The 21,969-nt window shown below is 68.1% G+C and carries 20 protein-coding genes; 16 read left to right on the top strand and 4 right to left on the bottom strand.

What is annotated here, in order from left to right; genetic code table 11:
* Positions 1-1,086 (top strand): nicotinate-nucleotide--dimethylbenzimidazole phosphoribosyltransferase, encoded by a 1,086-nt coding sequence (locus tag ACLIJ1_RS12610; protein WP_411365881.1) that lies wholly within the window; start codon positions 1-3, stop codon positions 1,084-1,086.
* A gap of 43 nt (positions 1,087-1,129) precedes the next feature.
* On the opposite strand, the gene ACLIJ1_RS12615 is transcribed toward ACLIJ1_RS12610, so the two are convergent.
* Positions 1,130-1,579, bottom strand: a complete 450-nt coding sequence (locus ACLIJ1_RS12615) for a type II secretion system protein N (RefSeq protein WP_411365882.1) — start codon at positions 1,577-1,579, stop codon at positions 1,130-1,132.
* Positions 1,580-1,794: 215 nt separating this feature from the next.
* Here ACLIJ1_RS12615 and gspG point away from each other — a divergent pair, with 215 nt between their 5' ends.
* The 12 genes from gspG to ACLIJ1_RS12675 all read left to right on the top strand — a co-directional run bounded on the left by gspG (position 1,795) and on the right by ACLIJ1_RS12675 (position 13,072).
* A complete protein-coding gene (gspG, locus tag ACLIJ1_RS12620) occupies positions 1,795-2,211 on the top strand; it encodes a type II secretion system major pseudopilin GspG (protein ID WP_411366400.1) in 417 nt (138 codons plus the stop codon).
* A complete protein-coding gene (locus ACLIJ1_RS12625; protein WP_411365883.1) occupies positions 2,208-2,666 on the top strand; it encodes a prepilin-type N-terminal cleavage/methylation domain-containing protein in 459 nt (152 codons plus the stop codon). The genes gspG and ACLIJ1_RS12625 overlap by 4 nt, the downstream gene beginning before the upstream one ends.
* Entirely contained in the window at positions 2,663-3,034 is a 372-nt protein-coding gene (gene gspI / locus ACLIJ1_RS12630) for a type II secretion system minor pseudopilin GspI (RefSeq protein ID WP_411365884.1), read from the top strand. Before ACLIJ1_RS12625 ends, gspI begins: the two co-directional genes overlap by 4 nt.
* 1 nt (position 3,035) lies before the next feature.
* Positions 3,036-3,740, top strand: coding sequence for a type II secretion system protein J (locus tag ACLIJ1_RS12635; protein ID WP_411365885.1), 705 nt, complete (start codon positions 3,036-3,038; stop codon positions 3,738-3,740).
* On the top strand, positions 3,737-4,705 hold the full coding sequence (gene gspK / locus ACLIJ1_RS12640; protein WP_411365886.1) for a type II secretion system minor pseudopilin GspK: 969 nt from the start codon (positions 3,737-3,739) through the stop codon (positions 4,703-4,705). Before ACLIJ1_RS12635 ends, gspK begins: the two co-directional genes overlap by 4 nt.
* 85 nt (positions 4,706-4,790) lie before the next feature.
* Positions 4,791-5,990, top strand: coding sequence for a type II secretion system protein GspL (gspL, locus tag ACLIJ1_RS12645; RefSeq protein ID WP_411365887.1), 1,200 nt, complete (start codon positions 4,791-4,793; stop codon positions 5,988-5,990).
* Positions 5,990-6,529, top strand: coding sequence for a type II secretion system protein GspM (gene gspM, locus ACLIJ1_RS12650; protein ID WP_411365888.1), 540 nt, complete (start codon positions 5,990-5,992; stop codon positions 6,527-6,529). The genes gspL and gspM overlap by 1 nt, the downstream gene beginning before the upstream one ends.
* Before the next feature lie 5 nt (positions 6,530-6,534).
* Positions 6,535-7,317: a type II secretion system protein N gene (gspN, locus tag ACLIJ1_RS12655; RefSeq protein ID WP_411365889.1), complete on the top strand. Its 783-nt coding sequence runs from the start codon at positions 6,535-6,537 to the stop codon at positions 7,315-7,317.
* A 34-nt stretch (positions 7,318-7,351) separates the two neighbouring features.
* Entirely contained in the window at positions 7,352-9,481 is a 2,130-nt protein-coding gene (gene gspD, locus ACLIJ1_RS12660; protein WP_411365890.1) for a type II secretion system secretin GspD, read from the top strand.
* A 10-nt stretch (positions 9,482-9,491) separates the two neighbouring features.
* A complete protein-coding gene (gene gspE / locus ACLIJ1_RS12665; RefSeq protein ID WP_411365891.1) occupies positions 9,492-10,934 on the top strand; it encodes a type II secretion system ATPase GspE in 1,443 nt (480 codons plus the stop codon).
* A 7-nt stretch (positions 10,935-10,941) separates the two neighbouring features.
* Entirely contained in the window at positions 10,942-12,168 is a 1,227-nt protein-coding gene (gene gspF, locus ACLIJ1_RS12670; RefSeq protein WP_411365892.1) for a type II secretion system inner membrane protein GspF, read from the top strand.
* A gap of 7 nt (positions 12,169-12,175) precedes the next feature.
* The gene (locus tag ACLIJ1_RS12675; protein ID WP_411365893.1) at positions 12,176-13,072 is read left to right on the top strand and encodes a 5'-nucleotidase; all 897 of its coding nucleotides are present in this window, start codon (positions 12,176-12,178) and stop codon (positions 13,070-13,072) included.
* 21 nt (positions 13,073-13,093) lie between these two features.
* On the opposite strand, the gene ACLIJ1_RS12680 is transcribed toward ACLIJ1_RS12675, so the two are convergent.
* The 3 genes from ACLIJ1_RS12680 to ACLIJ1_RS12690 are packed head-to-tail and all read right to left on the bottom strand — an operon-like array spanning position 13,094 to position 17,361.
* Positions 13,094-14,887 (bottom strand): DUF1566 domain-containing protein, encoded by a 1,794-nt coding sequence (locus ACLIJ1_RS12680; protein WP_411365894.1) that lies wholly within the window; start codon positions 14,885-14,887, stop codon positions 13,094-13,096.
* A 48-nt stretch (positions 14,888-14,935) separates the two neighbouring features.
* Entirely contained in the window at positions 14,936-16,723 is a 1,788-nt protein-coding gene (locus ACLIJ1_RS12685; protein WP_411365895.1) for a DUF1566 domain-containing protein, read from the bottom strand.
* A gap of 23 nt (positions 16,724-16,746) precedes the next feature.
* Positions 16,747-17,361, bottom strand: coding sequence for a hypothetical protein (locus tag ACLIJ1_RS12690; RefSeq protein WP_411365896.1), 615 nt, complete (start codon positions 17,359-17,361; stop codon positions 16,747-16,749).
* Between the two features lie 137 nt (positions 17,362-17,498).
* Between ACLIJ1_RS12690 and ACLIJ1_RS12695 the strand changes: the two genes are divergently transcribed.
* From ACLIJ1_RS12695 to ACLIJ1_RS12705, 3 genes are read left to right on the top strand one after another with little or no spacing between them, the layout of a single operon-like run.
* On the top strand, positions 17,499-18,212 hold the full coding sequence (locus tag ACLIJ1_RS12695) for a response regulator (protein ID WP_411365897.1): 714 nt from the start codon (positions 17,499-17,501) through the stop codon (positions 18,210-18,212).
* Positions 18,209-20,128, top strand: coding sequence for a sensor histidine kinase (locus tag ACLIJ1_RS12700; protein ID WP_411365898.1), 1,920 nt, complete (start codon positions 18,209-18,211; stop codon positions 20,126-20,128). Before ACLIJ1_RS12695 ends, ACLIJ1_RS12700 begins: the two co-directional genes overlap by 4 nt.
* 55 nt (positions 20,129-20,183) lie before the next feature.
* The gene (locus tag ACLIJ1_RS12705; RefSeq protein ID WP_411365899.1) at positions 20,184-21,956 is read left to right on the top strand and encodes an ABC transporter ATP-binding protein/permease; all 1,773 of its coding nucleotides are present in this window, start codon (positions 20,184-20,186) and stop codon (positions 21,954-21,956) included.
* The last annotated feature ends 13 nt before the right edge of the window (positions 21,957-21,969 follow it).

The raw sequence follows: 21,969 nt of genomic DNA on the forward strand, positions 1-21,969 counted from the left end.
ATGAACACACGGCCAGCCCCGCTCTCGGAACTCCCTGCCGACAACGAAGTGACGGCCGCCGGTCCTTCGTGGCCCGAGGTGCAGCCGACCACCAACCTGCAGCTGGACCTGATGGTCCAGCACCATCTCACCGGTCCGACCGAGTCAGACCACGCCTTCGGGCACCTGGAGGTGCTGGCCAAGCAGTTGGCCTGTATCCAGCACAGCGACCAGAGCCTGCAGAACATCCGGTTTGAGGCACCCCAGCTGGTGGTGTTCGCTGCCGACCACGGCATCGCCGACGAGGGTGTATCGGCCTTCCCGCAGGAGGTCACCAAGCAGCGGGCTTTGGCGCTCCTGACCGGCAAGAGCCACGTGAACGCGCTCGCCGACCTGCATGGCTTTGCCGTCACGCTGGTGGACGCAGGCGTCGGATCGCACATCCAGCTGCCACCAGACACCGAAGCCGCGGTGCCGCTGCTGCTGCGCAAGATCGGCTACGGCACGCGCAACATGGTGATCACCCAGGCAATGTCGGTCGCGCAGGCCCGCGCGGCGATTGTGGCCGGCATGGACGTCGTGCGGCACCTGCCGGGCAATGTGGTTGCGCTGAGCAACATTGGTGTGGCTGGCAACGCCAGTGCCGCGCAGTTGCTGTCGCGTCTGTGTGGCGTGCCGCTGGCAGACGCCTGCGGCAAAGACATGGCGCAGGACGAAGTGCGGGCGCAGCGAAAGCTCGAACGGCTGTTTGCCGCCGCCAGCCGCCATCGCAAGGCCACCGCGCCGCTGGACGTGCTGGCCGCCATGGGAGGTTTTGAAATCGCCATGCTCTGCGGCGCGATCCTGCAGGCAGCGAGCGAACGGCGCGTGGTGTTGCTGGACGGATTTGTGGCCGGGGCAGCGGCTCTGGTGGCGCGCTCTCTGGTGCCCGCTTCGACCGACTACATGGTGTTTGCCCAGCGATCGGCAGAACCCGGCCACCGCCTGCTGCTGATCCACATGCAGGCCACGCCGCTGCTGGACATGAACCTGCGCACCGGTCAGGGTGCGGGCGCGCTGCTGGCCTGGCCGCTGCTGCTGGCGGCGCAGCGCCTGATCGAGCGCTGAAGAAACAAATGCTCACACAGCCGCGTCGGAGCTTTCCGAGCGGTCATTCCTTGAGTTCGGGAAGGCTCAGTTCGAATGCGGCCGGGTCGCCTGCCCGGGCACCCAGCCGGACCTGACGCTGGTCCACCGTCAACAAGCGCACCTCGCCATCGACCACATCGCCCACGGACACCGGCCGGGGTGGCTGGGCATCGACAGCGATGAGCGCCGCGCCACGCTGCCCCGGCTGTCCGACCAAGCCCATCAGCTTGAAACGAGAGGAAACAGGTGGTGCCACCGGTGCGTTGACTGGCGCCTCGGGCTGCGCGCCCAGCGCGCGCGCGACAGCCGCGACATCGGCCTGCAACGGATTGCCCGCCATCGCCGCGACGGGTGCCAGTGGCGCCCGCCCCCAGACCTGCAGCAACCAGTACGCGGTGACCAGCGCCGCCAGCAGCCACAGAATCCCCGCTGTCGCTGCAGGGGCCAGACGGCCACCACCGGATGGAGCCAAGGCCCCTCCCGATGGGCGAAACGGGCTCGAAGAGAAGGCGCGTTTAAGCATGGGCGCATTATGATCCACGCACTTCGGCAACCGGCCCTGCAAGACAGGCTCCGGGGGCCGCCTCCGGCAGGGCAGACATGGCCTGCCACCTGCGCTTCCGGGAGTCCGTCTTGAATTCTGTTTCCGCCCCCTCGGCAACACCCCTCACCCCGCTCACCGTCACGGTGCGCCGTCTGCAACGCGGCTTCACCCTGATCGAACTGATGGTCGTGCTGGTCATCATCGGCGTGCTGGCCGCGCTGATCGTGCCCAACGTGCTGGACCGCGCCGACGACGCGCGTGTCACCGCCGCCCGTACCGACGTCAACAACCTGATGCAGGCGCTCAAGCTCTACCGCCTGGACAACCAGCGTTATCCGAGTGGTGCGCAAGGCCTGACCGCGCTGGTGGCCAAGCCCACGGCCGCGCCGGCCCCGCCAAACTGGCGCCCCTACCTTGAAAAGCTGCCGGCCGATCCGTGGAACCGCCCGTACCAGTATGTGAACCCCGGCCTGCACGGCGAAATCGACGTGTTGTCGCTGGGGGCAGACGGCCAGCCGGGCGGCGAAGGCAAGGACGCGGACATCGGCAGCTGGCAGTGAAGCCAAGGTCGCGCGGTTTCACCCTGCTGGAACTGCTGATCGTGGTGTCGATCGTGGCACTGGCCACCGCGGGCGTGAGTCTCTCGCTGCGCGACACCAACGCCACGGCGCTCGATGACGAAGCAGTCCGGCTGGCCGCCATGTTCGAATCCGCGCGGGCGCAATCCCGCACCAGTGGCGTACCGGTGCGCTGGCGCAGCAACGCGCAAGGCTTCGAATTCCAGGGCATCACCACCAGTGCCGATGCCCGCGACTCGCTGGCGCGCCCCCGCACCTGGCTGAACGAACAGACGCGTGCGCGGGTGATCCAGCCCCCGGGTGCCAGCGGGTTGCTGCTGGGTCCGGAACCGCTGATCGCCGCGCAGCAGATCGAACTGGCGCAGGGCGACCGGCGTCTGGTGCTGGGCACCGACGGCCTCGCTCCTTTCGCGGTCGTGCCCGCGGCAGCTCCATGAAGCGTCGCGCGCGTGGCTTCACGCTGATCGAGATCCTGGTGGCACTGGCCGTGGTGGCGGTGGCACTGGCCGCCGGCTCGCAGGCCACTTCCGCCCTCACCCGCACCGCCGCCCGGCAGAGCGACCAGTGGCTGGCCCAGCTGTGTGCGGAGAACGAACTGATCCGGCTGCGGCTGCTGCGGCAACTGCCGGGCGTCGGCGAGACCACCAGCGAATGCAGCCAGGCTGGCCGAACGATGCAGTTGCGCGTGGCGGTGCAGCCGACACCCAACCCCAACTTCCGCCGCATCGACGCGATGGTGGAGTCCACCGTGGACGGCACCGAGGTCCGCCTGCTGAGTCTCTCGACCATCATGGGACGGTACTGACATGCACCGTCCCCGCCCGCGCGGCTTCACCCTGATCGAGTTGCTGGTGGCACTGGCCATCATGTCCATGCTCGCCCTGCTCAGCTGGCGGTCGATCGACGGCATGAACCGGGCGCAGACCCTGACCCGCGAACGCGCCGACGGGCTGCTGCGGCTGCAGGCGGCCCTGGGCCAGTGGAATGCCGATCTCGACGCCGTGGTCGATACCGACGAGCTCAACCCGCTGGAGTTCGACGGCAAGGTGCTGCGCATGACCCGGCGCGACGCCGCCGAAGGGGGCGTCGAGAGCGACGGGGTACGGATCGTGGCCTGGACCCGGATGCAGCGCGGCGACATGGCGGGAGCGCAGTGGGCCCGCTGGCAGTCGGCCCCGGTGCGCCGGCGCGACGAGCTGGCGCAGGCCTGGCAACGGGCCTATGAGTGGGCCGAAACGGGCAGCAGCGTACAGGCGGCCGACTCCCGCGACAGCGCCGTCACGCTCGGCGCCATCGACCAATGGCAGCTCTTCTACCACCGCGGCGAGACCTGGGGAAACCCGCTCTCGTCCGTGGGCAATGAAAGCCCGGGCAGCGCCGCGGGTGGCAACGACACCCTGCCCAACGCTGTGAGGCTGGTGCTCACGCTGAGCGCGGGTCAAGGACTGGCGGGCGCGGTGACCAGCGACTGGATCCGCCCGACCCTCGTGACAGGGCGGTCTGCTTCATGAAGCGGCAACGCGGCGCCGCCCTGCTGCTGGCGATGCTCACCGTCGCGCTGGTCGCCACGCTGGCGTCGGCCGCCCTTTGGCAGCAATGGCGCTCGGCCGAGGTCGAGTCTGCCGAGCGGCGGCGGCTGCAGGCCAGCTGGATCCTGGTCGGGGCACTGGACTGGGCGCGCCTGATCCTGCGCGAAGACGCCCGCGCCAACCAGAACACCGGCGCCGCCGACCACCTGGGCGAGCCCTGGGCCACGCCACTGGAGGAAGCCCGGCTGTCGAGCTTCCTGGCGGCCGACAAGAACAACAGCGCCGAAGAGCTGATGCCAGCCTTTCTGTCGGGCGAGATGATTGACCTGCAGTCGAGACTGAACTTCCGCAACCTGGTCAGGACCGTCGGTGCCGGCGCCCAGGCCAAGGCCGAGGTTTCGCCCGCCGATGTGACCACCTTCACGCGGCTGTTTTCGCTGCTGAACCTGCCCGCCTCCGAGCTCACGGTCGCCACGGCCAACCTGCTCAAGACCACCCAGCAGGCCGTGAGTGATCCCCAGCCCTCGGAGTCGCCGCTGTTGCCGCAGCGCTATGCGCAGCTGCGCTGGCTTGGCCTGAGCGCCCACACGCTTACCGTGCTGCAGCCACACGTCACCGTGTTGCCCGAGCGCAGTCTGCTCAACCTCAACACCGCCAGTGCCGAGGCACTGAGCGCCAGCATCGTGGGTCTTGACCTGGCTCTGGCACAACAGGTTGTTACCAGCCGGGCCTCGACGCCGTTCACCGACCTCAAAAGCGCGATTTCGCGGATTCCTAGCGCGACCGACAAGACCGTGACAAGCCAGAACCACGACGTGCGCAGCCGGTTCTTCGAGGTGCGCGCCCGGCTGCGGCTGGACGACACCCTGATCGAGGAACGTTCGCTGGTCCAGCGCAACGGCATGACCACGCAGGTCCGCTGGCGCGAACGGGTGGCGGCATCGTGAGCCTTCCCCATCCTGTCCCCGGCATGCGGCTCTCTAGAATGCAGGGCTGTCTGTCCCACCACCCGCGCCGCGGCCCGATACCGACGTGCTGATCCTCACCCCCACCGACTTCTCGCTCAGTCTGCCCACACCGACCTCGGTGCTGGACTGGGTGAGCACGCCCAATGGCCAGCAGGCCGGGGAACACGGCAGCAGCGCCGCGGCCCTGTTGCCGGCCGACGACGACGTGGTGCTGGTGTTGCCGCCACGCGCCGTGTCCTGGCACCGGATCGCGTTACCCAAGGTCGCCGGTGGTCGCTTGCGCGCTGCGCTCGATGGCCTGCTGGAAGACCGGCTGCTGGACGACACCGGTGAACTGCACTTCGCACTGGAGCCGGGTGGCAAGCCCGGTCAGACGCTGTGGGTCGCGGCCTGCGGCAAGGCCTGGCTCAAGGCCTGGCTGCAAGTGCTTGAAGGCGCCGGGCGGCCGGTGGCCCGCATCGTGCCTGCGGTCTGGCCGCTGGGCGCAGGAGCGGTCCCGTCGGCCGAACACTGGGCCCATGCGCAAGGTGGCCGCGCCTGGCTGGCCAGCGCGACATCGCAGGGCGTGACCACCCTTCCATTGCCGGCCGAAGGATCGATGGGCGTTTCGGACAGCGCCGAAGACGCCCGCTGGCAGACCGAGCCCGCAGTCGCTGCGCAAGCGGAACGCGCCCTCGACCGACGCCTGGATTTGCTGCCCTTGCACCTTCGGCTGCTGCGCGCCGCGCAGGGCGAATGGAACCTGGCGCAGTTCGACCTGAGTCTGTCGGGCAACGCGCGCCGCGGCCAGCGACTGAAGCAGTCGCTGCGCCAGTTTGTCAGTGCTCCCGAATGGCGCCCCGCCCGCTGGGGCCTGGTCGTGCTGCTGCTGTCGCTGCTGGGGGGCATCAACGCGCTGGCCTGGATGGAACGCAACAGCCTCAAGACCAAGAAGGATGCCGTCTCGCAGGTGCTGCAGAAGACCTTCCCCGAGGTGACGCTGGTGCTTGATGCGCCAGCGCAGATGCGCCGTGCGCTGGTGCAGCTGCAGCAGTCCAGTGGCGTGCTGTCGAACGACGACCTCGAGGCGATGCTGGCCGCGACGGCCGCTGTGGCGCCCGAAGCGTCGCCGGGCAGCATCGAGTTCGCGCCGGGCGACTCCAAGCTGGGCACATGGACCGTTCCCGAAGACCGCTTGCAAGTTCTGATGCAGGCCCTCAACGCGCGCGGCTGGCAGGCGAGCCTGGACGGCAGCACCTTGCGCATTCGACCGAAAGCACCCTGATGGCTGGCCCCGCAAGAAAACCCGATCTCTCGCCCCTGGCCAGCCTCGGTCAGCGTCTGAGCGTGACGATGCAAGGCCTGTCGCCGCGCGAACAGCGGCTGGTGCGGATTGCCGCCTGGGTGGTCGGCCTGGGCCTGCTGTGGTGGGTCGGGCTGGCGCCCGCGGTCGACACGCTGCGCCAGTCGAAGGCCCGTCATGCCAAGCTCGACAAGGAACTGGCCCTGGTGCAGGCGCAGGCCGCCAGTGCCGAGGTGCTGCGCACGCAGAACGCCACCCCGCCGCCCGGTCGCGAGGCCGCGCTGCGAGCGCTGGAGGAAGCGACGCGTGCGCTGGGCGCCAATGCCAGCCTCGCGCAGCAGGGCGACCGCGCCACTGTCACCCTCAAGGGCGTCGCACCCGGCGCACTGGCGCAATGGCTGCAGCAGGTGCGCGTCAATGCGCGCGTGCTGCCGGTGCAGGCGCAGATCCAGCGTGGCGACCAGTCCGCGTGGTCAGGACAGATCGTGCTGGCCGGCCCCGGCCTCGGGACGGGCAACTGATGGCGATGCAGCGCTCACGCCGCTGGGCCTGGTTCGGTGCGGTCACCGGACTGCTGGTGGCGACCGTCGTGTTTGCGCCCGCCGCCTGGCTGGGCAGTGCACTGGCCAGCCTCACCGACAACAAACTGCAACTGCTCAACGCACGCGGCACCGTGTGGAACGGCCGGGGCGACCTGCTGCTCAGCGGTGGCACGGGCAGCAAGGGCCAGACCGCCTTGCCCGAAGGCATCCGCTGGACACTCGGCCCTGGCTGGTCGAATGGGCCGAGCCTGCGCGCGCGCGTGAGTTCCCCCTGCTGCACCGAGCAACCCATCGCGGTCACCTTCAAGCCCGGACTGGGCAGCGCCGCCGTGCAGTTTGACGCCTTCAGCAGCCGCTGGCCGGCGGCGATGCTGGTGGGTCTGGGCACGCCATGGAACACGCTGCGTCTCGACGGTCAGCTGCTGCTGCAGTCGCCCGGGTTTGCCGTGGCCTGGAACAGCGGCCGCCCCAGCCTGCAGGGCCAGATCGCCGTCGAGGCGCAAGACCTGGCGACCCGTGTCTCCACCCTGCGGCCCCTGGGCAGCTACCGGGTCGAGATCCGGGCCGGCGCCGACGACCAGGCCAGCCTGTCGCTGGCCACGCTCAGCGGCGGATTGCAGCTGCAGGGCAACGGACAGTGGGTCGGCGGACGGTTGCGTTTCCGGGGCGATGCCCAGGCCGCGCCCGGCAACGAGACCGCACTGGCCAACCTGCTGAGCATCATTGGCCGCCGCGAAGGCACGCGCTCCCTGCTTACGTTCGGATAAGGGTCCACACAGGACTTCGCGATAGGATCAACCCATGAAACCGACCCTCTCTCCCGCCGCGCTCGCCCTGGCCATCGGCCTGGCCCTCGGCACGCTGGGTGCACCGAACATCGCCATGGCGCAGTCCAAGCGCGCCGCCGAACCCGTCACCCTGAGTTTTGTCGGCGCCGAGATCGAAGCCGTCGCCCGCACCATCGCCACCATCACCGGCCGCAACGTCGTCGTCGACCCGCGCGTCAAAGGCACGATCAACCTCTCGACCGACAAACCGGTGGCGCCCATGGTGGCACTCAACCAGTTCGCCGCCGCGCTGCGCCTGCAGGGCTTCTCGCTGGTGGAAACCGGCGGCCTCTACAAGATCGTTCCTGAAGCCGACGCCAAGCTGCAGAGCAACACGGTCAACGCCGCGCCGGTCGAGAAACTGCCCGCGAGCAACCAGATCGTCACCCAGATCTTCCGCCTCAACCACGAGTCGGCCAACAATCTCGTGCCGGTGCTGCGGCCGCTGATCGGCCCCAACAACACGATCAACGTCAACCCGGGCAACAACTCGCTGGTCATCACCGACTACAGTGACAACCTGCAGCGCATCGGTCGCATCATTGCCGCGCTCGACGTGGCTGGCGCCACCGATGTCGAGATCATTCCGTTGCAGCACGCCGTGGCGGCCGACCTCGCACCCGTGGTGCAGAAGCTGATCGAATCCAGCGGCGGTGCTGCAGGCGCTGCTCCCGGGCAGGCCGGCGATGCTTCCTACAAGACCACCCTGCTGGCCGAGCCCCGCAGCAACAGCCTGATCCTGCGCGCGGCCAATCCGGCCCGGCTGGCACTGGTGCGCTCGCTGGTGGCACAGCTCGACCGTCCGACGGGCACCAGCGCGGCCGGCAACATCCACGTGGTCTACCTCAAGAACGCCGATGCGGTCTCGCTGGCGACCACGCTGCGCGCGGCGATGGCCGGCGAGAGCGGTGGCGGCGCAGCGTCCGGCGGCACCACCACCGTGCGCAACGCCGCAGGCGGTGCCAGCAGCACGACCAGCCCGGGCAGCTCCAGCGCGGCGACCGCCCCGGTCACAGGTTCGGCCGGCCCGTCCACCGGCGGCCAGATCCAGGCCGACCCCGCCACGAACGCGCTCATCATCACCGCGACCGAACCGCAGTACCGCCAGTTGCGCGCCGTCATCGACCAGCTTGATGCGCGCCGTGCGCAGGTCTATGTGGAAAGCCTGATCGCCGAGGTCAACGCCGACAAGGCGGCCGAGTTCGGCATCCAGTGGCAAGGCCCGCTGGGCAACCTGGGTGACAACACCGTCGGCCTGCTGGGCACCAACTTCGGCACCGGCGGCAACAACATCCTGACCAACCTGCTGCCGATCGCCCAGGGCGACACCTCCAAGATCACGGCGCCGGGCACCGGCCTGAACCTGGGTGTGGCGGCGCGCCGCAACGGCGTCTACCTGCTGGGCTTCCTCGCACGCTTCCTGCAGACCAATGGCGACGGCAACATCCTGTCGACCCCCAACCTCCTGACGCTGGACAACGAAGAAGCCAAGATCGTGATCGGCCAGAACGTGCCCTTCGTGACCGGCCAGTACACCAACTCCAACAGCGGCACCTCGAGCTCCGGCACCGTCAACCCGTTCCAGACCATCGAACGCAAGGACGTGGGCCTGACCCTGCGCGTAAAGCCGCAGATCAGCGAGAACGGCACCATCAAGATGACCATCTTCCAGGAGGTCAGCAGCGTGCAGGCCTCGTCGGTCAACTCCACCACGGGCCTGATCACCAACAAGCGCACCATCGAGTCGACCGTGCTGGTCGACGATGGCGGCATCGTGGTGCTTGGCGGCCTGCTGCAGGACGAATACTCGGGCAACCAGGACAAGGTGCCGGGCCTGGGCGACATTCCCCTGTTTGGCAACCTGTTCAAAAGCGAAACGCGCGGCCGCAAGAAGACCAATCTGATGGTGTTCCTGCGCCCGGTCGTGCTGCGCGACGCGCGCGCCACCAACAACTTCTCGCTCGACCGCTACGAGCTGATGCGCTCGGTGCAGAAGGATGCCCAGCCGGCTTCGAGCGAGTTGGTGCGGGTCAACGAGGCGCCGGTGATGCCGCCGCAACGCGCGCCCGAAGCCACGCCGGTCAGCCCCGCTCCCACCAAGTGACCGCCTGGCGATGAAGCATCCGCTGCCCTACGCCTTCGCGCGCGAACACCTCTGGCTGCTGGAGGACGACGGCGGTCAGCTCACGCTGCACGGCAGCACCACCCCGGCGACCGACGATGCGGCACAGACCCGGCGCCTGTCGGCGCTGTCGGAGATTCTGCGCAGCCACGACGTGGGTGTGATGCAGTGGGAACCCGGCGAGATGCTGACCCAGCGCATCAGTGCTGCCTACGCGCAGGGTGAGTCCAGCGCCGCGGCGGTGGTCAGCGAAGTGCAGAGCGATGCCGATCTGAGCCGCATGATGCAGGAGCTGCCGGCGATCGAAGACTTGCTGGAAACCGCTGACGACGCGCCCATCATCCGCATGCTCAATGCGCTGCTGACGCAGGCCGCGCGCGACGGCGCCAGCGACATCCACATCGAGCCCTTCGAGCGCCACTCGAGCGTGCGCTTCCGCGTCGACGGCACGCTGCGCGAAGTCGTGCAGCCCAACCGCGCGCTGCACGCCGCCCTGATCTCGCGCCTGAAGATCATGGCCGAGCTGGACATCTCCGAGAAGCGCCTGCCGCAGGACGGCCGGATCTCGCTGCGCATCGGTACCCGCGCGGTCGACGTGCGCGTCTCGACCCTGCCCAGCGCCCACGGCGAGCGGGCCGTGTTGCGTCTGCTGGACAAGAGCGAGAGCCGCCTCAACCTCGAAGCGGTCGGCATGCAGGGCGATGTGCTCTCGCGTTTCGAACGGCTGATCCACCAGCCGCACGGCATCATCCTCGTGACCGGCCCGACCGGTTCGGGCAAGACCACCACGCTGTACGCCTCGCTGCAGCGGCTGGACGCGACGCAGCAGAACATCATGACGGTCGAGGACCCGATCGAATACGAGCTGCCCGGTGTCGGCCAGACCCAGGTCAACGCCAAGATCGATCTCGACTTCGCCCGTGCCCTGCGCGCCATCCTGCGCCAGGACCCGGACGTGGTCATGATCGGCGAAATCCGCGACTTCGAGACCGCCCAGATCGCGATCCAGGCCTCGCTCACCGGTCACCTGGTGCTGGCGACGCTGCACACCAACGACTCGGTCAGTGCCGTCACGCGCCTGACCGACATGGGGGTGGAACCCTTCCTGTTGTCGAGCTCGCTGCTGGGCGTGCTGGCCCAGCGCCTGGTGCGCCGCCTGTGCACGCACTGCCGCCGCCAGGATGCCACCGGTCGCTGGCAGCCGGTGGGCTGCGCGCACTGCAACCAGACCGGCTACAAGGGCCGCACCGGCATCTATGAGTTGCTGGTCTGCGACGACCCGATCCGCGCGCTGATCCACAACCGCGCCGCCGAGAGCGAACTGCTGACCGCCGCCACCGCCCAGGGCCTGCGTTCGATGCGCGCCGACGGCCAGCACCTGGTCGACGAGGGCGTCACGTCCGAAGCCGAAGTACTGAGCGTCACCCGGGACTGACCCCTTCATGCCCGCCTATTCCTTCGAGGCGCTGGACGCGCAAGGCGCGACGCAGAAAGGCCTGATCGACGCCGAGACCGCCAAGGCCGCGCGCACGATGCTGCGCGGCCGCGGGCTGGTGCCGCTGGCGGTCGATCCGGCCGTGGCGGCAGGCAATGCGAACAACGAAGGATTGAACATCACCCTGTTCGGTGGCCGCACGTTCAGTGCCACCGGGCTGGCCGTCTGGACGCGCCAGCTTGCCGGGTTGGTGTCTTCGGGCCTGCCGCTGGAACGCGCGCTCTCGGCGCTGTCCGAAGAAGCGGAGAAAGACGAACAGCGCCGGCTGGTTGCCAGCCTGCGCGCCGAAGTCAACGCGGGCGCGTCGTTTGCGACCGCACTGATGCAGCACCCGCGCGAGTTCTCGCCGATCTACACCGGCGTGATCGCCGCGGGGGAACAGAGCGGCCAGCTGGGCACGGTGCTCGAACGCCTGGCCGACGACCTGGAAACCCGCGAGGCGCTCAAGAACAAGCTGATCGGTGCCTCGCTTTATCCCGCCATCGTCACCCTGGTCGCGATCGTGATCGTGATTTTTCTGGTGAGCTACGTGGTGCCGCAGGTCGCGGGCGTGTTCGCCGGCAGCAAGCGCGCCCTGCCCTTCCTCACGGTCGCGATGCTGGCGATCAGCAGCTTCGTGCGCAGCTACGGCTGGGTGATGCTGGGGCTGGTGATCGCGGCTGGCGCATCGGTGGTGCTGGCCCGCCGCAACGACGCGCTGCGCCTGCGCATGGACGCGGCGTGGCTGCGCCTGCCGCTGGTGGGGCGCCTGGCACGCGGCTACAACGCGGCGCGGTTTGCCGGCACGCTGGCCATGCTCTCGGGCGCCGGCGTGCCCATCCTGCGGGCACTGCAGACCGCCGCCGAAACGCTGTCGAACCGCGCCATGCGTGCCGACGCGCTGGACGCGCTGGTGCTGGTGCGCGAGGGCGCGCCGCTGGCCTCGGCGCTGGCCAGCAAGAAGCGATTTCCGCCGCTGGTCGCGATGTTTGCGCGCCTGGGCGAACAAACCGGACAGTTGCCGGTCATGCTGCAGCGGGCGGCCGCACAACTGGGCGCCGAGGTACAGCGCCGCGCCATGCACATGGCGACCATCCTGGAGCCGCTGCTGATCGTGGTGATGGGTGCGGTCGTGATGCTGATCGTGCTGGCGGTGCTGATGCCGATCATCCAGTTGAATCAACTTGTGAAGTGATCCTGCCATGCCGGTGACGCTCGACGGACAACTGGTGGTGGCGATTTCCTCGCGGGCGCTGTTCGACTTCGAGGAAGAGAACCGCGTCTTCGAGACCGGCGACGACCGGGCCTACATGAAGCTGCAGCTCGAACGGCTGGAGCAGCCCGCGCCGCCGGGTGTGGCTTTCTCGCTGGTGCAGAAACTGCTGGCCTTCAACGACGCGACGACGCAGCGGGTCGAGGTGGTGATCCTCTCGCGCAACGACCCGGTCTCGGGCATGCGCGTGTTCCGTTCGGCGCAGCACTACGGTCTGCCGATCCAGCGCGGCAGTTTCACGCGCGGCCAGCCGCCGTGGCGCTACCTGCGGCCGCTGCGCGCCAACCTGTTCCTCTCGACCCACCTGGCCGACGTGCGCGCCGCGCTGGACGCGGGTGTGCCCGCTGCGCAGGTCTATCCGCAGTCGGTGCACGCCAGCGACGCGCACCCGCACGAAGTGCGCATCGCCTTCGACGGCGACGCCGTGCTGTTCTCCGACGAGGCCGAGCGCGTCTACCAGCGCGAAGGGCTCTCGGCCTTTCAGGCCCACGAAGCTTCCCACGCCGGACAACCCCTGGCTGGCGGACCGTTCAAGCCCTTGCTCGAAGCCCTGCACCGGCTGCAGGCCGAGGGCACGAACGCCATGCATGTGCGCACGGCCCTGGTCACCGCGCGCAGCGCCCCGGCCCATGAGCGCGCCATCCGCACGCTGATGGAATGGGACATCCAGGTCGACGAGGCCATGTTCCTGGGCGGTCTGCCCAAGGGAGAGTTCCTGCGCGAGTTCGAGCCCGACTTCTTCTTTGACGACCAGACCGGTCACATCGAGTCCGCCTCGCTGCACGTGCCGGCCGGGCATGTGGCCTCGGGCGTATCCAACGCCTGAGGCACGGAACCCTCACACCGATCAGGGGTTGATCCGGACCAGACGTACTCCGGTGGGGTCGGTGCGACCGGTGTAGCCCACGGCACCGGTGGTGAAGCCCACTGCCCAGGCGCCAGCCGTGTTCGCGACCAGTGGCGTCGAAGACCATGCCGCCGTCTGCCCCAGCGCAGGGAATGCGGTGGTGTCGATGCGCGGTGACGAAGTGCGCGTGCGATCGACGAGGCTGCCCAGTTCTTTGACGTTGGGCAGACGCCAACCGCTCTGGTCACGGGCATGCACCAGGGCCTGCTCCTGCGAGAAGCTGCCGGCGGTGCCCGTGCAGGTGCTGCCGTTCCAGACCATGCCCTCCAGGCAACGGCGCCATTGCAGACCGGTGAGTGCATCGTTGACCAGGTTGTTGGCGGCGTCGCCCGCATAACTCACGCTGCTGAAGCTGAAGCGCGGACCATTGAGCATGCTGCCGCGCACCAGCCGCACGTAGTTGGCGTTGCTGGTGCTGTCGGTGAACACCATGCCGTCGGCAAAGGACGTGGTGAAACCGTTCGACCCCGACGAGGTGTCGGACGACCAGTACTTGCCGGACTGCGTGCCTGCCGGCCCCTTGGGCAGCGCCATGGGCGGGGTGGTGTCGCCATACCGCACCATCGTCTGCAGCTCAAGGGCCGTGGGTAGTCGCCAGTCGGAGAAGCCACAAACGGCCAGTGCGTTGACCGCCGCCACATAACTGCTGGCATCGGTGGCGGCGTTGTTGCCCAGGCGGGTATAGGTGTTGGCGCCGGCGCGGGTGCCGGAGCCGGTCTTGCCTTCCCAGACCAGGCCGGTGATTTCGTCCGCCATGCACTGGTCGCTGGTGAATCCGGTCAGCAACAGGAAGCGCATGGGATTCAAGTTGATGCGGTGCCCGTCCTGCTGGGCGTTCAGGCTGGTGGTCACGCTGTCGGTGCAGGCGACCAGGGTGTTGCTGCCCGCCTGCAGACACTGGACGCTGCCCACGCCGGTGTTCGGCAGCTTTTCAGCCCGCCAGTTGGTGTCCAGCACGTAGTAGCCGATGCCCTCGAAGCTGTAGGTCGCCGCGAGGTTGGCGATGATGCTGTTCTTCTCGGCTTCGTTGGCCGTATAGAAGTGGAAGCCCTTGCTGGGCACGAAGAAGCGGTAGAACGGGATCAACCCCTGACCGGCAACCTGGCTGGCATGGTAGGCCACGCCTTCGTAGGTGAAGTGCGGCAGCGTCGCCACCACGTTGGCGCGCTCGCTCTCGCTGATGGTGTAGAAGTGCACGCCGGTCTGCGTGTTGTAGAAGCGGTGCACGGGCGAGAGGCCGGGCGAGAACGCACTGGCCACCGAGAAGGCCGCGCCTTCCAGACTGAACGGCGGCGAGAGCGTGGCGACGATGTTGTCGCGTTCGGTGGTGTTGGTGGTGAAGAAGTGCGCGCCGGTGCTGTTGTTGTAGAAGCGGTAAACGGGGATGCGAGTGGCCAGCGCCTTTCGGGAGACGGCACCGGAGTCGTAGGCGCTCTTGGCCGCGATCTGGCCGGGTTTGAGTTCATCGAGTGCAGTCGCTGAGCCGGAGGCATCGGCGGCCACGGCCGCCTTCTCGGCGGCGGCCAGCTCGGTGCTGCTGAGAGCGGCGCCACGGGCGAGCGCCTGCGTATCGGCAGTGGTGGACAGACTGGGGGTGGTGTCTGCCGAGGCTGCGGCGCTTCTGTCGTCAGCGCTGCCGGATTGACTGCCGCCGCAGGCGGCCAGCAAGCAGCTCAGCACCACGACAGCAAACCAGTTGGTGCGGAGCGAACAGGTCGAGGTCGGTGTCTTCATGGGAGTTTCTTTTGATGTGAACGCCAAGGGCGGCTGCGCCGCCACCCATCACTGACTGGCACGCACCAAACGAACCGCGTCGGTGAAGGTGCGGGCGTCGATGTAAACGCTGCCACCTTCGTTGAAGGAGGCGCCAGCGTCGAAGCTGACGTTAAGGGCCCGGCTGGGGTCGCTCACATAAGGGGAAGACGTCCAGACAAAGCTCACGCTGGCTGAGTGAAATGCTGCCGGGTCGATGCTCGAACCGCTCCTCACGCTAAGGTCGACCAGGCTGACCAGTTCCTTGATGTTGGGCAGGCGCCAGCCGCTCTCGCCTCGGGCGTGCGCCAATGCCTGTTCGTGGTTGAACGCGCTTTCAGTCCCCGTGCAGGCGCTGCCGCTCCAGACACGCCCCTCTTCACAGCGGCGCCATTGCAGCCCCGTCCATGCGTCGTTGACCACGTTGTTGGCCGCGTCGCTGCCGTAGACGATGGTGCTGAAGGTGAAGCGGGTGCCGCTGGGGGTGTCGCCGCGCACCAGACGCACGGCGTAGGTTCCGGCGCGAGGAAGGGCAGATGACGCCCCGCCACCGACCGCCCAACCCACTCGCCAAGCCCGGGTGTTGTCGGTACTCCGTACATCGGAACTCCAGTAGTCGACCAGCGCGGTGTTACCGAAGTAGGTGGTGTTGATGGGCGCGACGCCGGCCTTGCCGTAGTCCACCAGACCCAGCAGCTCTTGCCGAGTGGGCAGGCGCCAGTCGCTGAAGCCACACAGGTTCAAGGCATTCACCGCCGCCACATAGCCGCTGGTGTCGGTGGCGGCACCGCCGCCCAGGTTGGTGTAGGTGTTGTCCTTGTCGCGCAGACCGCCGTCGTCGGTCTTGCCTTCCCAGATCAGCCCGGTGACATCGGAGCGCACGCAACTGGTCAACGCCTGCCCCGCTACGGAGCTGTAGAACATCCTGTTGATCGCTGCCCGGTGACCGTCCTGCAGCGGATTCAGGTTGCTGGCTTCCGGCGTGCTGCAGGCCACCAGCACGTCGCTGCCCGCCTGATAGCACTTGCTGGCGGTCACGCCGCTGTGCGGCAACTTCTCGGCCTGCCAGTTGGTGTCCAGCACGTAGTAGCCGATGCCCTCGAAGCTGTAGGTCGCCGCGAGGTTGGCGATGATGCTGTCCTTCTCGGCTTCGCTGGCCGTGTAGAAGTGGAAGCCCTTGCTGGGCACGAAGAAGCGGTAGAACGGGATCAGCCCCTGACCGGCCACCTGGCTGGCATGGTAGGCCACGCCTTCGTAGGTGAAGTGCGGCAGCGTCGCCACCACGTTGGCGCGCTCGCTCTCGCTGATGGTGTAGAAGTGCACGCCGGTTTGCGTGTTGTAGAAGCGGTGCACGGGAGAGAGGCCGGGCGAGAACGCGCTGGCCACCGAGAAGGCCGCACCCTCCAGACTGAAGGGCGGCGAAAGTGTGGCAACGATGTTGTCGCGCTCGGTGGTGTTGGTGGTGAAGAAGTGCGCGCCGGTGCTGCCGTTGTAGAAGCGGTAGACGGGGATGCGCGTGGCCAGCGCCTTGCGGGCGACGGCACCGGAGACGTAGGCGCTCTTGGCCGCGATCTGGCCGGCGGGAAGTTCGTCCAGCGGAGTCGGCGAAGGCGATGCATCGGCGGCCACCGCCGCCTTCTCGGCAGCGGCCAGTTCAGCGCTGTTCAGAACAGCGCCGCCGGCAACTGCGGAAGATGCCCTGCCCTCCGCCGTTTCCGGCGAGCCGCTGCCGCCGCAGGCGGTCAGCACAGCAGACAAAACAACCGTCACCAGCGAGCGGGTGAGGAACGGACTGAACAAAGGACGGGGCTTCGACATCGGTTGCTCCTGTTGGTCAGCCGTCACACGGGAGCGCAGGGGTCGACGGTGGCCTTGTGGCCTGAAAAGACCTTCAAGCAGGTATCGGTCGGAGGTGCTGGGGCCGGTGCGGGCGCCGGTGCGGGCGCAGGAGTCGGCGCTGGGGCAGGAGCAGGAGTAGGCGCAGGAGCGGGTACTGGAGCTGGCGCCGGTGAAGCCACTGGCGCCGGTGCGGGTGTGGCAGCCGGCGCTGGTGCAGGTGCCGGCTCGGGAGCCGGGGCTGGCGTTTGCGCCACGACAGGCGCTGGCGCCGGCGCGGGAACGGGCGAGGCCTTGGACTTCGTGTTGGCGGCGCCCAGGCCCAGCTGGAACTGCCCATTGAGCCAGTCGTAGCCAACGGTCAACGCGCCATGCCGGAAGGTGTAGCCCACGCTGGTGTCGAAGCCCCAGGACTGCGTCGCGGCCCAGGGAAAGTAACTCACGCCCACCGCGGCAGCCAGCTTGTCGCGGCGGTCTGTCGACAGCAGCTTGACGGTGAAACCGGTGTCGCCGCCGAAGTTGTGACTGATGCCGAGCATCACGCCTGGCTCGGCATGGGCAGGCATGCCGACGGCACTGCAGACAGTGGCAACGACGGTGGCCAGCAGGGACTTTTTCATGAACTTCTCCGGACGGTGTGGGGTGGGCAGGAACGCTTTCATGCTATGGACCGCCCCGGCACCGCGATACCCCAGAACATGGGTGTCGCCCTCCGCAAAGGGGGCGCTAAGATGAATCGACCCGAGAACTCCGCCCCGTGAACGACACCACCACCGCCCGCCCCACCGACGATCACTGGCGCATCGTGCTGCTGGAGGACGACGAGCGCCTGCGGGGGTTCTTTGAGCAGAGCATCCGCCAGCACCCGGCGCTGGAGCTGTGTGGCTCCTTCAACCGGCTGCGGGAGGCGCAGGCCTGGCTGGAAGAGAACCCGGTCGATCTGCTGCTCACCGATCTGGCGTTGCCCGATGGGCACGGGCTGGAGCTGATCTACCGCCTGCGCAAGATGCAGCCCAACTGCGAAACGCTGGTCATTTCGGTGCTGGGCGACGAAGACACGGTGCTGGCCTGCGTGGAAGCCGGCGCGGTCGGCTACATCCACAAGGACACGCAGCCCGACGACATGGGCCAGATCATCGTGGACGTCAAGCGCGGCGCCTCTCCGATATCTCCCATGCTGGCGCGCAAGCTGCTCCAGCGCCTGCGGCAGTCCGACAGCGCAGAGCCTGCGCCATCGGTCCCGGCTGCGGCAGCGGTTGAGGCCGTGAGGCTGACCGCTCGCGAGACCGATGTGTTGCGGCTGATCGCGCGCGGCTACACCTATGCCGAGATCGGCGAGATGGAAGGCATCTCCAAACACACGGTGCAGATGCACATCAAGAACCTCTACGGGAAGCTGGCCGTGAACTCGCGCGGCCAGGCCGTGTACCAGGCTGGTCTGATGGGTCTGGTGGGGCCGCCCGGATCGTGACGGCACCGGTCCCAACCGTCCGCCCGCGGTGGCTGGCGCCGCTGGTGGTGCTGGGCCTGCTGCTGTCGCTGCTGTGGCTGCTCACACCGGGGCAGGCGGCGCCCGGGCCCGGAGCGCAGCTGCTGGACCACGCGCAACGCTTCACACCTCCTGATTCGAACGCCATCGAACAAGCCCTGCCCCTGCACTGGGACATCACGGCACCGGGCCAGCAAGCCACCACCGAGTTGCGGCTGCGCTTCGATTTCCCGGCCACCAATGCCAGCCCGGCGGAACCATGGTCGCTGCTGATCCCGCGGCTGGGCAATGCCTGGGCCATCGAACTCAACGGCCAGGCGCTGGCCAGTGCCGGCCGGCTGGACCAGCCCGGCGACGCCTGGGCCGCCAAGCGGCCGGTCTGGCTGACCCTGCCGACGGTGCTGCTGCAACCGCAGAACGAACTGCGCATCCGCCTGCGCATGGACACCGGGCGGCGTGCGGGTCTGTCGCGCCTGTGGGTTGGCCCCACCGCCTCCCTGCTGCCGATGCGGGACCGTGAGGACTGGCTGCGGTCCAGTCTGCCTCAGGCCGCTTCGGTGCTGAGCCTGGTCGTGGCCACGCTGTGCATCCTGCTCTGGCTGCAGCAGCACGATCCGCTGTATGCCTGGGCCGCCCTGGGGGAACTGGCGTGGGCGCTGCGGGTCGCGGACTCCTGGTGGGAGGCTTCACCACTGGGCTGGCCCGCCTGGGGGCTGTTCGTGCTCGGCCTGATCTGGATCTGGTCTGGCGCGCTCTACCAGTTCATCGCTGCATTGCAGTTCAGTCCCCGACCGCGCTGGGAGCGCAACACCATCTACGTGAGCCTGCTGGGCGGACCGCTGGCCTATGGTGTGAGCTGGGCCCTGCACACGCTCCGTGGCCGCGATGAAATGGCGCAGCACCTCGGCCCCCTGGCCTATGGCCTGGGCTCGGGCCAGCAGACACCGATGTTCCTGGTGGTGTGGATGCTGGGAACCTTGCTGTTCTGGGCGGTGTTGAACGTTCGCCTGGCGCGCGAGGTCTGGCGCAAGCCCGACCTGTCCAGGGCGCTCGTGGTGATCGCGCTGGCATTGAGCCTGATGGCCATCGGGCGCGACATCTACGCCGGCCGGGCCAGTGCCCTGCACTACGAAGAATCGGCATGGGCGAAGTACGCGGCCGTGACACTGGCGCTGTCGGTGCTGGTCATCGTGAGCCTGCGCTTCCAGCAGGCGCGCGATGAGCTGCTTCGCCTGAACAGCAGCATCGGCCAGAAGCTGGCGCAGCGCGAGGCCGAACTGACGGAGCAGCATGTCCAGGTGACCGCCCTCGAACGGGATCGCGCCGCCGCCGAGGAGCGCACCCGCATCCTGCGCGACATGCACGACGGCGCCGGCGCGCACCTGATCGCCGCCATCCACCAGGTCGAGAGCGGGCAGGCCACGCGTCAGGAACTCCTGCAGACGCTGCGCGAGTCGCTGGACCAGTTACGGCTGAACATCGACGCGATGCACCTGCCGCCCGGCGACATCAACGCCCTGCTCTCCAGCCTGCGCTACCGGCTTGAGCGGCGCATCCAGGCGGCCGGCCTGCGGCTGGTCTGGCGCGCCGACGAGCTGCCGTTGATCGCGCACTTCCAGAGCCAGCAGCTGCGCCATGTGCAGTTCATCGTTCTGGAAGCCATCTCCAACGCCATCCAGCACGCCCAGGGCAGCCGCCTGACCATCTCGGCCACTGCCGACCCCACGCATGTGGTGCTGGAGATCCGAGACGACGGTGTGGGCGCTGGGGCCGGTGCCGGCAACGGCCTGCGCAGCATGCGGGAGCGCGCCGCCCTGATCGGCGCGGCGCTCGAACACCTCAACGACGCCCCCGGCACGTGTGTGGTGCTGCGCCTGCCGCTGCAGCCGCCGGTATAGCATCGGCCACGCCCAGAGTTTCGGCCCTGGCTGTGTTTTCGCCGGAGAACCCCGCATGACTTCACCCACCAAGTTCCAGAACTTCCGCGCTTTCCTGCGCAAAGCCCTGGCCCTCGCCCTTCCCTACTTCAACTCCGACCAGAAGTGGAAGGCACGCGGCCTGCTCGCCGCCATCGTCGCGCTCAACCTGGGCGCGGTCTACATGCTGGTACAGATCAACGAGTGGAACCGTCTGTTTTACGACGCGCTGCAGAACAAGGACCAGCCAGCGTTCTGGCGCGAACTCGGGCGCTTCACCTACCTCGCCTTCGGCTTCATCATCATCGCGGTCTACCGCTTCTACCTGCGCCAGGTGCTGGAGATGCGCTGGCGCGCCTGGATGACGGCGCACTACCTCGACCGCTGGCTCGCCGACAAGGCCTTCTACCAGCTCGAACTCAACCGCTTTGCCCAGGACACCGACGCACCACCGGACAACCCCGACCAGCGGATTGCCGAAGACATCAACAGGTTCACCAGCGCCACGCTCGGCCTGTCGATGGGACTGCTCAACGCCATCGTCACCCTGGTCAGCTTTGTCGGCATCCTCTGGACACTTTCGGGCAGCTTCTCGTTCGACTTCCAGGGCAGCGCCTACACGATTCCCGGGTTCATGGTCTGGATGGCGGTGCTGTACTGCACGGTCGGCAGCGTGATTGCGCACTACATCGGCCGGCCCCTGATCCGGTTGAACTTCCAGCAGCAACGCGTCGAAGCCGACTTCCGCAACCACCTGGTGCGCATGCGCGAATACAGCGAGTCGATCGCGCTGGACCGCGGCGAGCCGGTCGAGCGGCAGTTCCTGGGTGATCGCTTCAGCGCGGTGCTGGGCAACTACTGGCAACTCATCAAGGCGCAGAAGCGCCTGATCTGGTTCACCAACGGCTTCGGCCAGGCCGCCGTGGTGTTCCCCTTCATCGTTGCGGCGCCGCGCTTTTTCAGCGGCGCCATCCAGCTCGGTCAGCTGATGCAGATCTCGTCGGCTTTCGGCCGGGTGCAGGACTCGCTGTCGTGGTTCGTCGACAACTACGACAGCCTGGCCGCCTGGCGCGCCACGACCGACCGACTGACCAGCTTCGAGGAAAGCTTTCAGGCGCTGCAGAAGGCGCCCCTGGAAACCACCGAAGCGACCGTGCCCGACACGCTGCAGATCGACCAGATCGACCTCGCCCTGCCGGGTGGTGTGGCCCTGTTCTCGGCGCACGGCCTGCGGCTGCAGGCGGGGGAGAGCGTGCTGATCAAAGGCCCGTCGGGCAGCGGCAAGTCCACGCTGTTCCGCGCGCTGGCCGGCATCTGGCCCTGGGCCAAGGGCAAGCTGCAGCGCCCGGCCGATTTCGACCAGCGCGTGATGTTCCTGCCGCAGCGGCCGTACTTCCCGGTCGGCAGCCTGCGCCAGGCGCTGGCCTACCCCGAACCGGTGAACCACTACGGCGATCAACAACTGAAGCAGGCGCTGGCCGACGCACTGCTGCCGCACCTGTCGACACGGCTGGACGACGACGACAGCTGGGGCCAGAAGCTCTCGGGTGGCGAGCAGCAGCGGCTGGCGATTGCCCGCGCCCTGCTCAAGCAGCCGCGCTGGCTGTTTGTCGACGAAGCCACCAGCGCCCTGGACGAAGCGGCGGAACGCACGGTCTACGAACGCCTGCAGGCACTGGTGATGTCGCAGAACGGCGCCCTGGTCTCGATCGCACACCGGCCGGGCGTGGCCGCGTTCCACGCGACGCAATGGGTGCTGACGCCGGGCGCCGGCGAAGGCGACACGCGCTTTCGCATGAGCGAAGCCTGATGGTTGCAGCCTG

It is taken from the genome of Hydrogenophaga sp. RWCD_12 (assembly GCF_046604225.1).
Lineage (GTDB): Bacteria > Pseudomonadota > Gammaproteobacteria > Burkholderiales > Burkholderiaceae_C > Hydrogenophaga.

Excerpts from the sequence above, each read along its gene's own strand:
- gspD (WP_411365890.1), top strand. The coding sequence starts at position 7,352 with ATGAAACCGACCCTCTCTCCCGCCGCGCTCGCCCTGGCCATCGGCCTG.
- ACLIJ1_RS12610 (WP_411365881.1), top strand. The coding sequence starts at position 1 with ATGAACACACGGCCAGCCCCGCTCTCGGAACTCCCTGCCGACAACGAA.
- gspF (WP_411365892.1), top strand. The coding sequence starts at position 10,942 with ATGCCCGCCTATTCCTTCGAGGCGCTGGACGCGCAAGGCGCGACGCAG.
- ACLIJ1_RS12675 (WP_411365893.1), top strand. The coding sequence starts at position 12,176 with ATGCCGGTGACGCTCGACGGACAACTGGTGGTGGCGATTTCCTCGCGG.
- ACLIJ1_RS12705 (WP_411365899.1), top strand. The coding sequence starts at position 20,184 with ATGACTTCACCCACCAAGTTCCAGAACTTCCGCGCTTTCCTGCGCAAA.
- ACLIJ1_RS12680 (WP_411365894.1), bottom strand. The coding sequence starts at position 14,887 with ATGAAGACACCGACCTCGACCTGTTCGCTCCGCACCAACTGGTTTGCT.
- ACLIJ1_RS12635 (WP_411365885.1), top strand. The coding sequence starts at position 3,036 with ATGCACCGTCCCCGCCCGCGCGGCTTCACCCTGATCGAGTTGCTGGTG.
- gspE (WP_411365891.1), top strand. The coding sequence starts at position 9,492 with ATGAAGCATCCGCTGCCCTACGCCTTCGCGCGCGAACACCTCTGGCTG.
- gspI (WP_411365884.1), top strand. The coding sequence starts at position 2,663 with ATGAAGCGTCGCGCGCGTGGCTTCACGCTGATCGAGATCCTGGTGGCA.
- gspN (WP_411365889.1), top strand. The coding sequence starts at position 6,535 with ATGCAGCGCTCACGCCGCTGGGCCTGGTTCGGTGCGGTCACCGGACTG.
- gspK (WP_411365886.1), top strand. The coding sequence starts at position 3,737 with ATGAAGCGGCAACGCGGCGCCGCCCTGCTGCTGGCGATGCTCACCGTC.
- ACLIJ1_RS12685 (WP_411365895.1), bottom strand. The coding sequence starts at position 16,723 with ATGTCGAAGCCCCGTCCTTTGTTCAGTCCGTTCCTCACCCGCTCGCTG.
- gspM (WP_411365888.1), top strand. The coding sequence starts at position 5,990 with ATGGCTGGCCCCGCAAGAAAACCCGATCTCTCGCCCCTGGCCAGCCTC.
- ACLIJ1_RS12690 (WP_411365896.1), bottom strand. The coding sequence starts at position 17,361 with ATGAAAAAGTCCCTGCTGGCCACCGTCGTTGCCACTGTCTGCAGTGCC.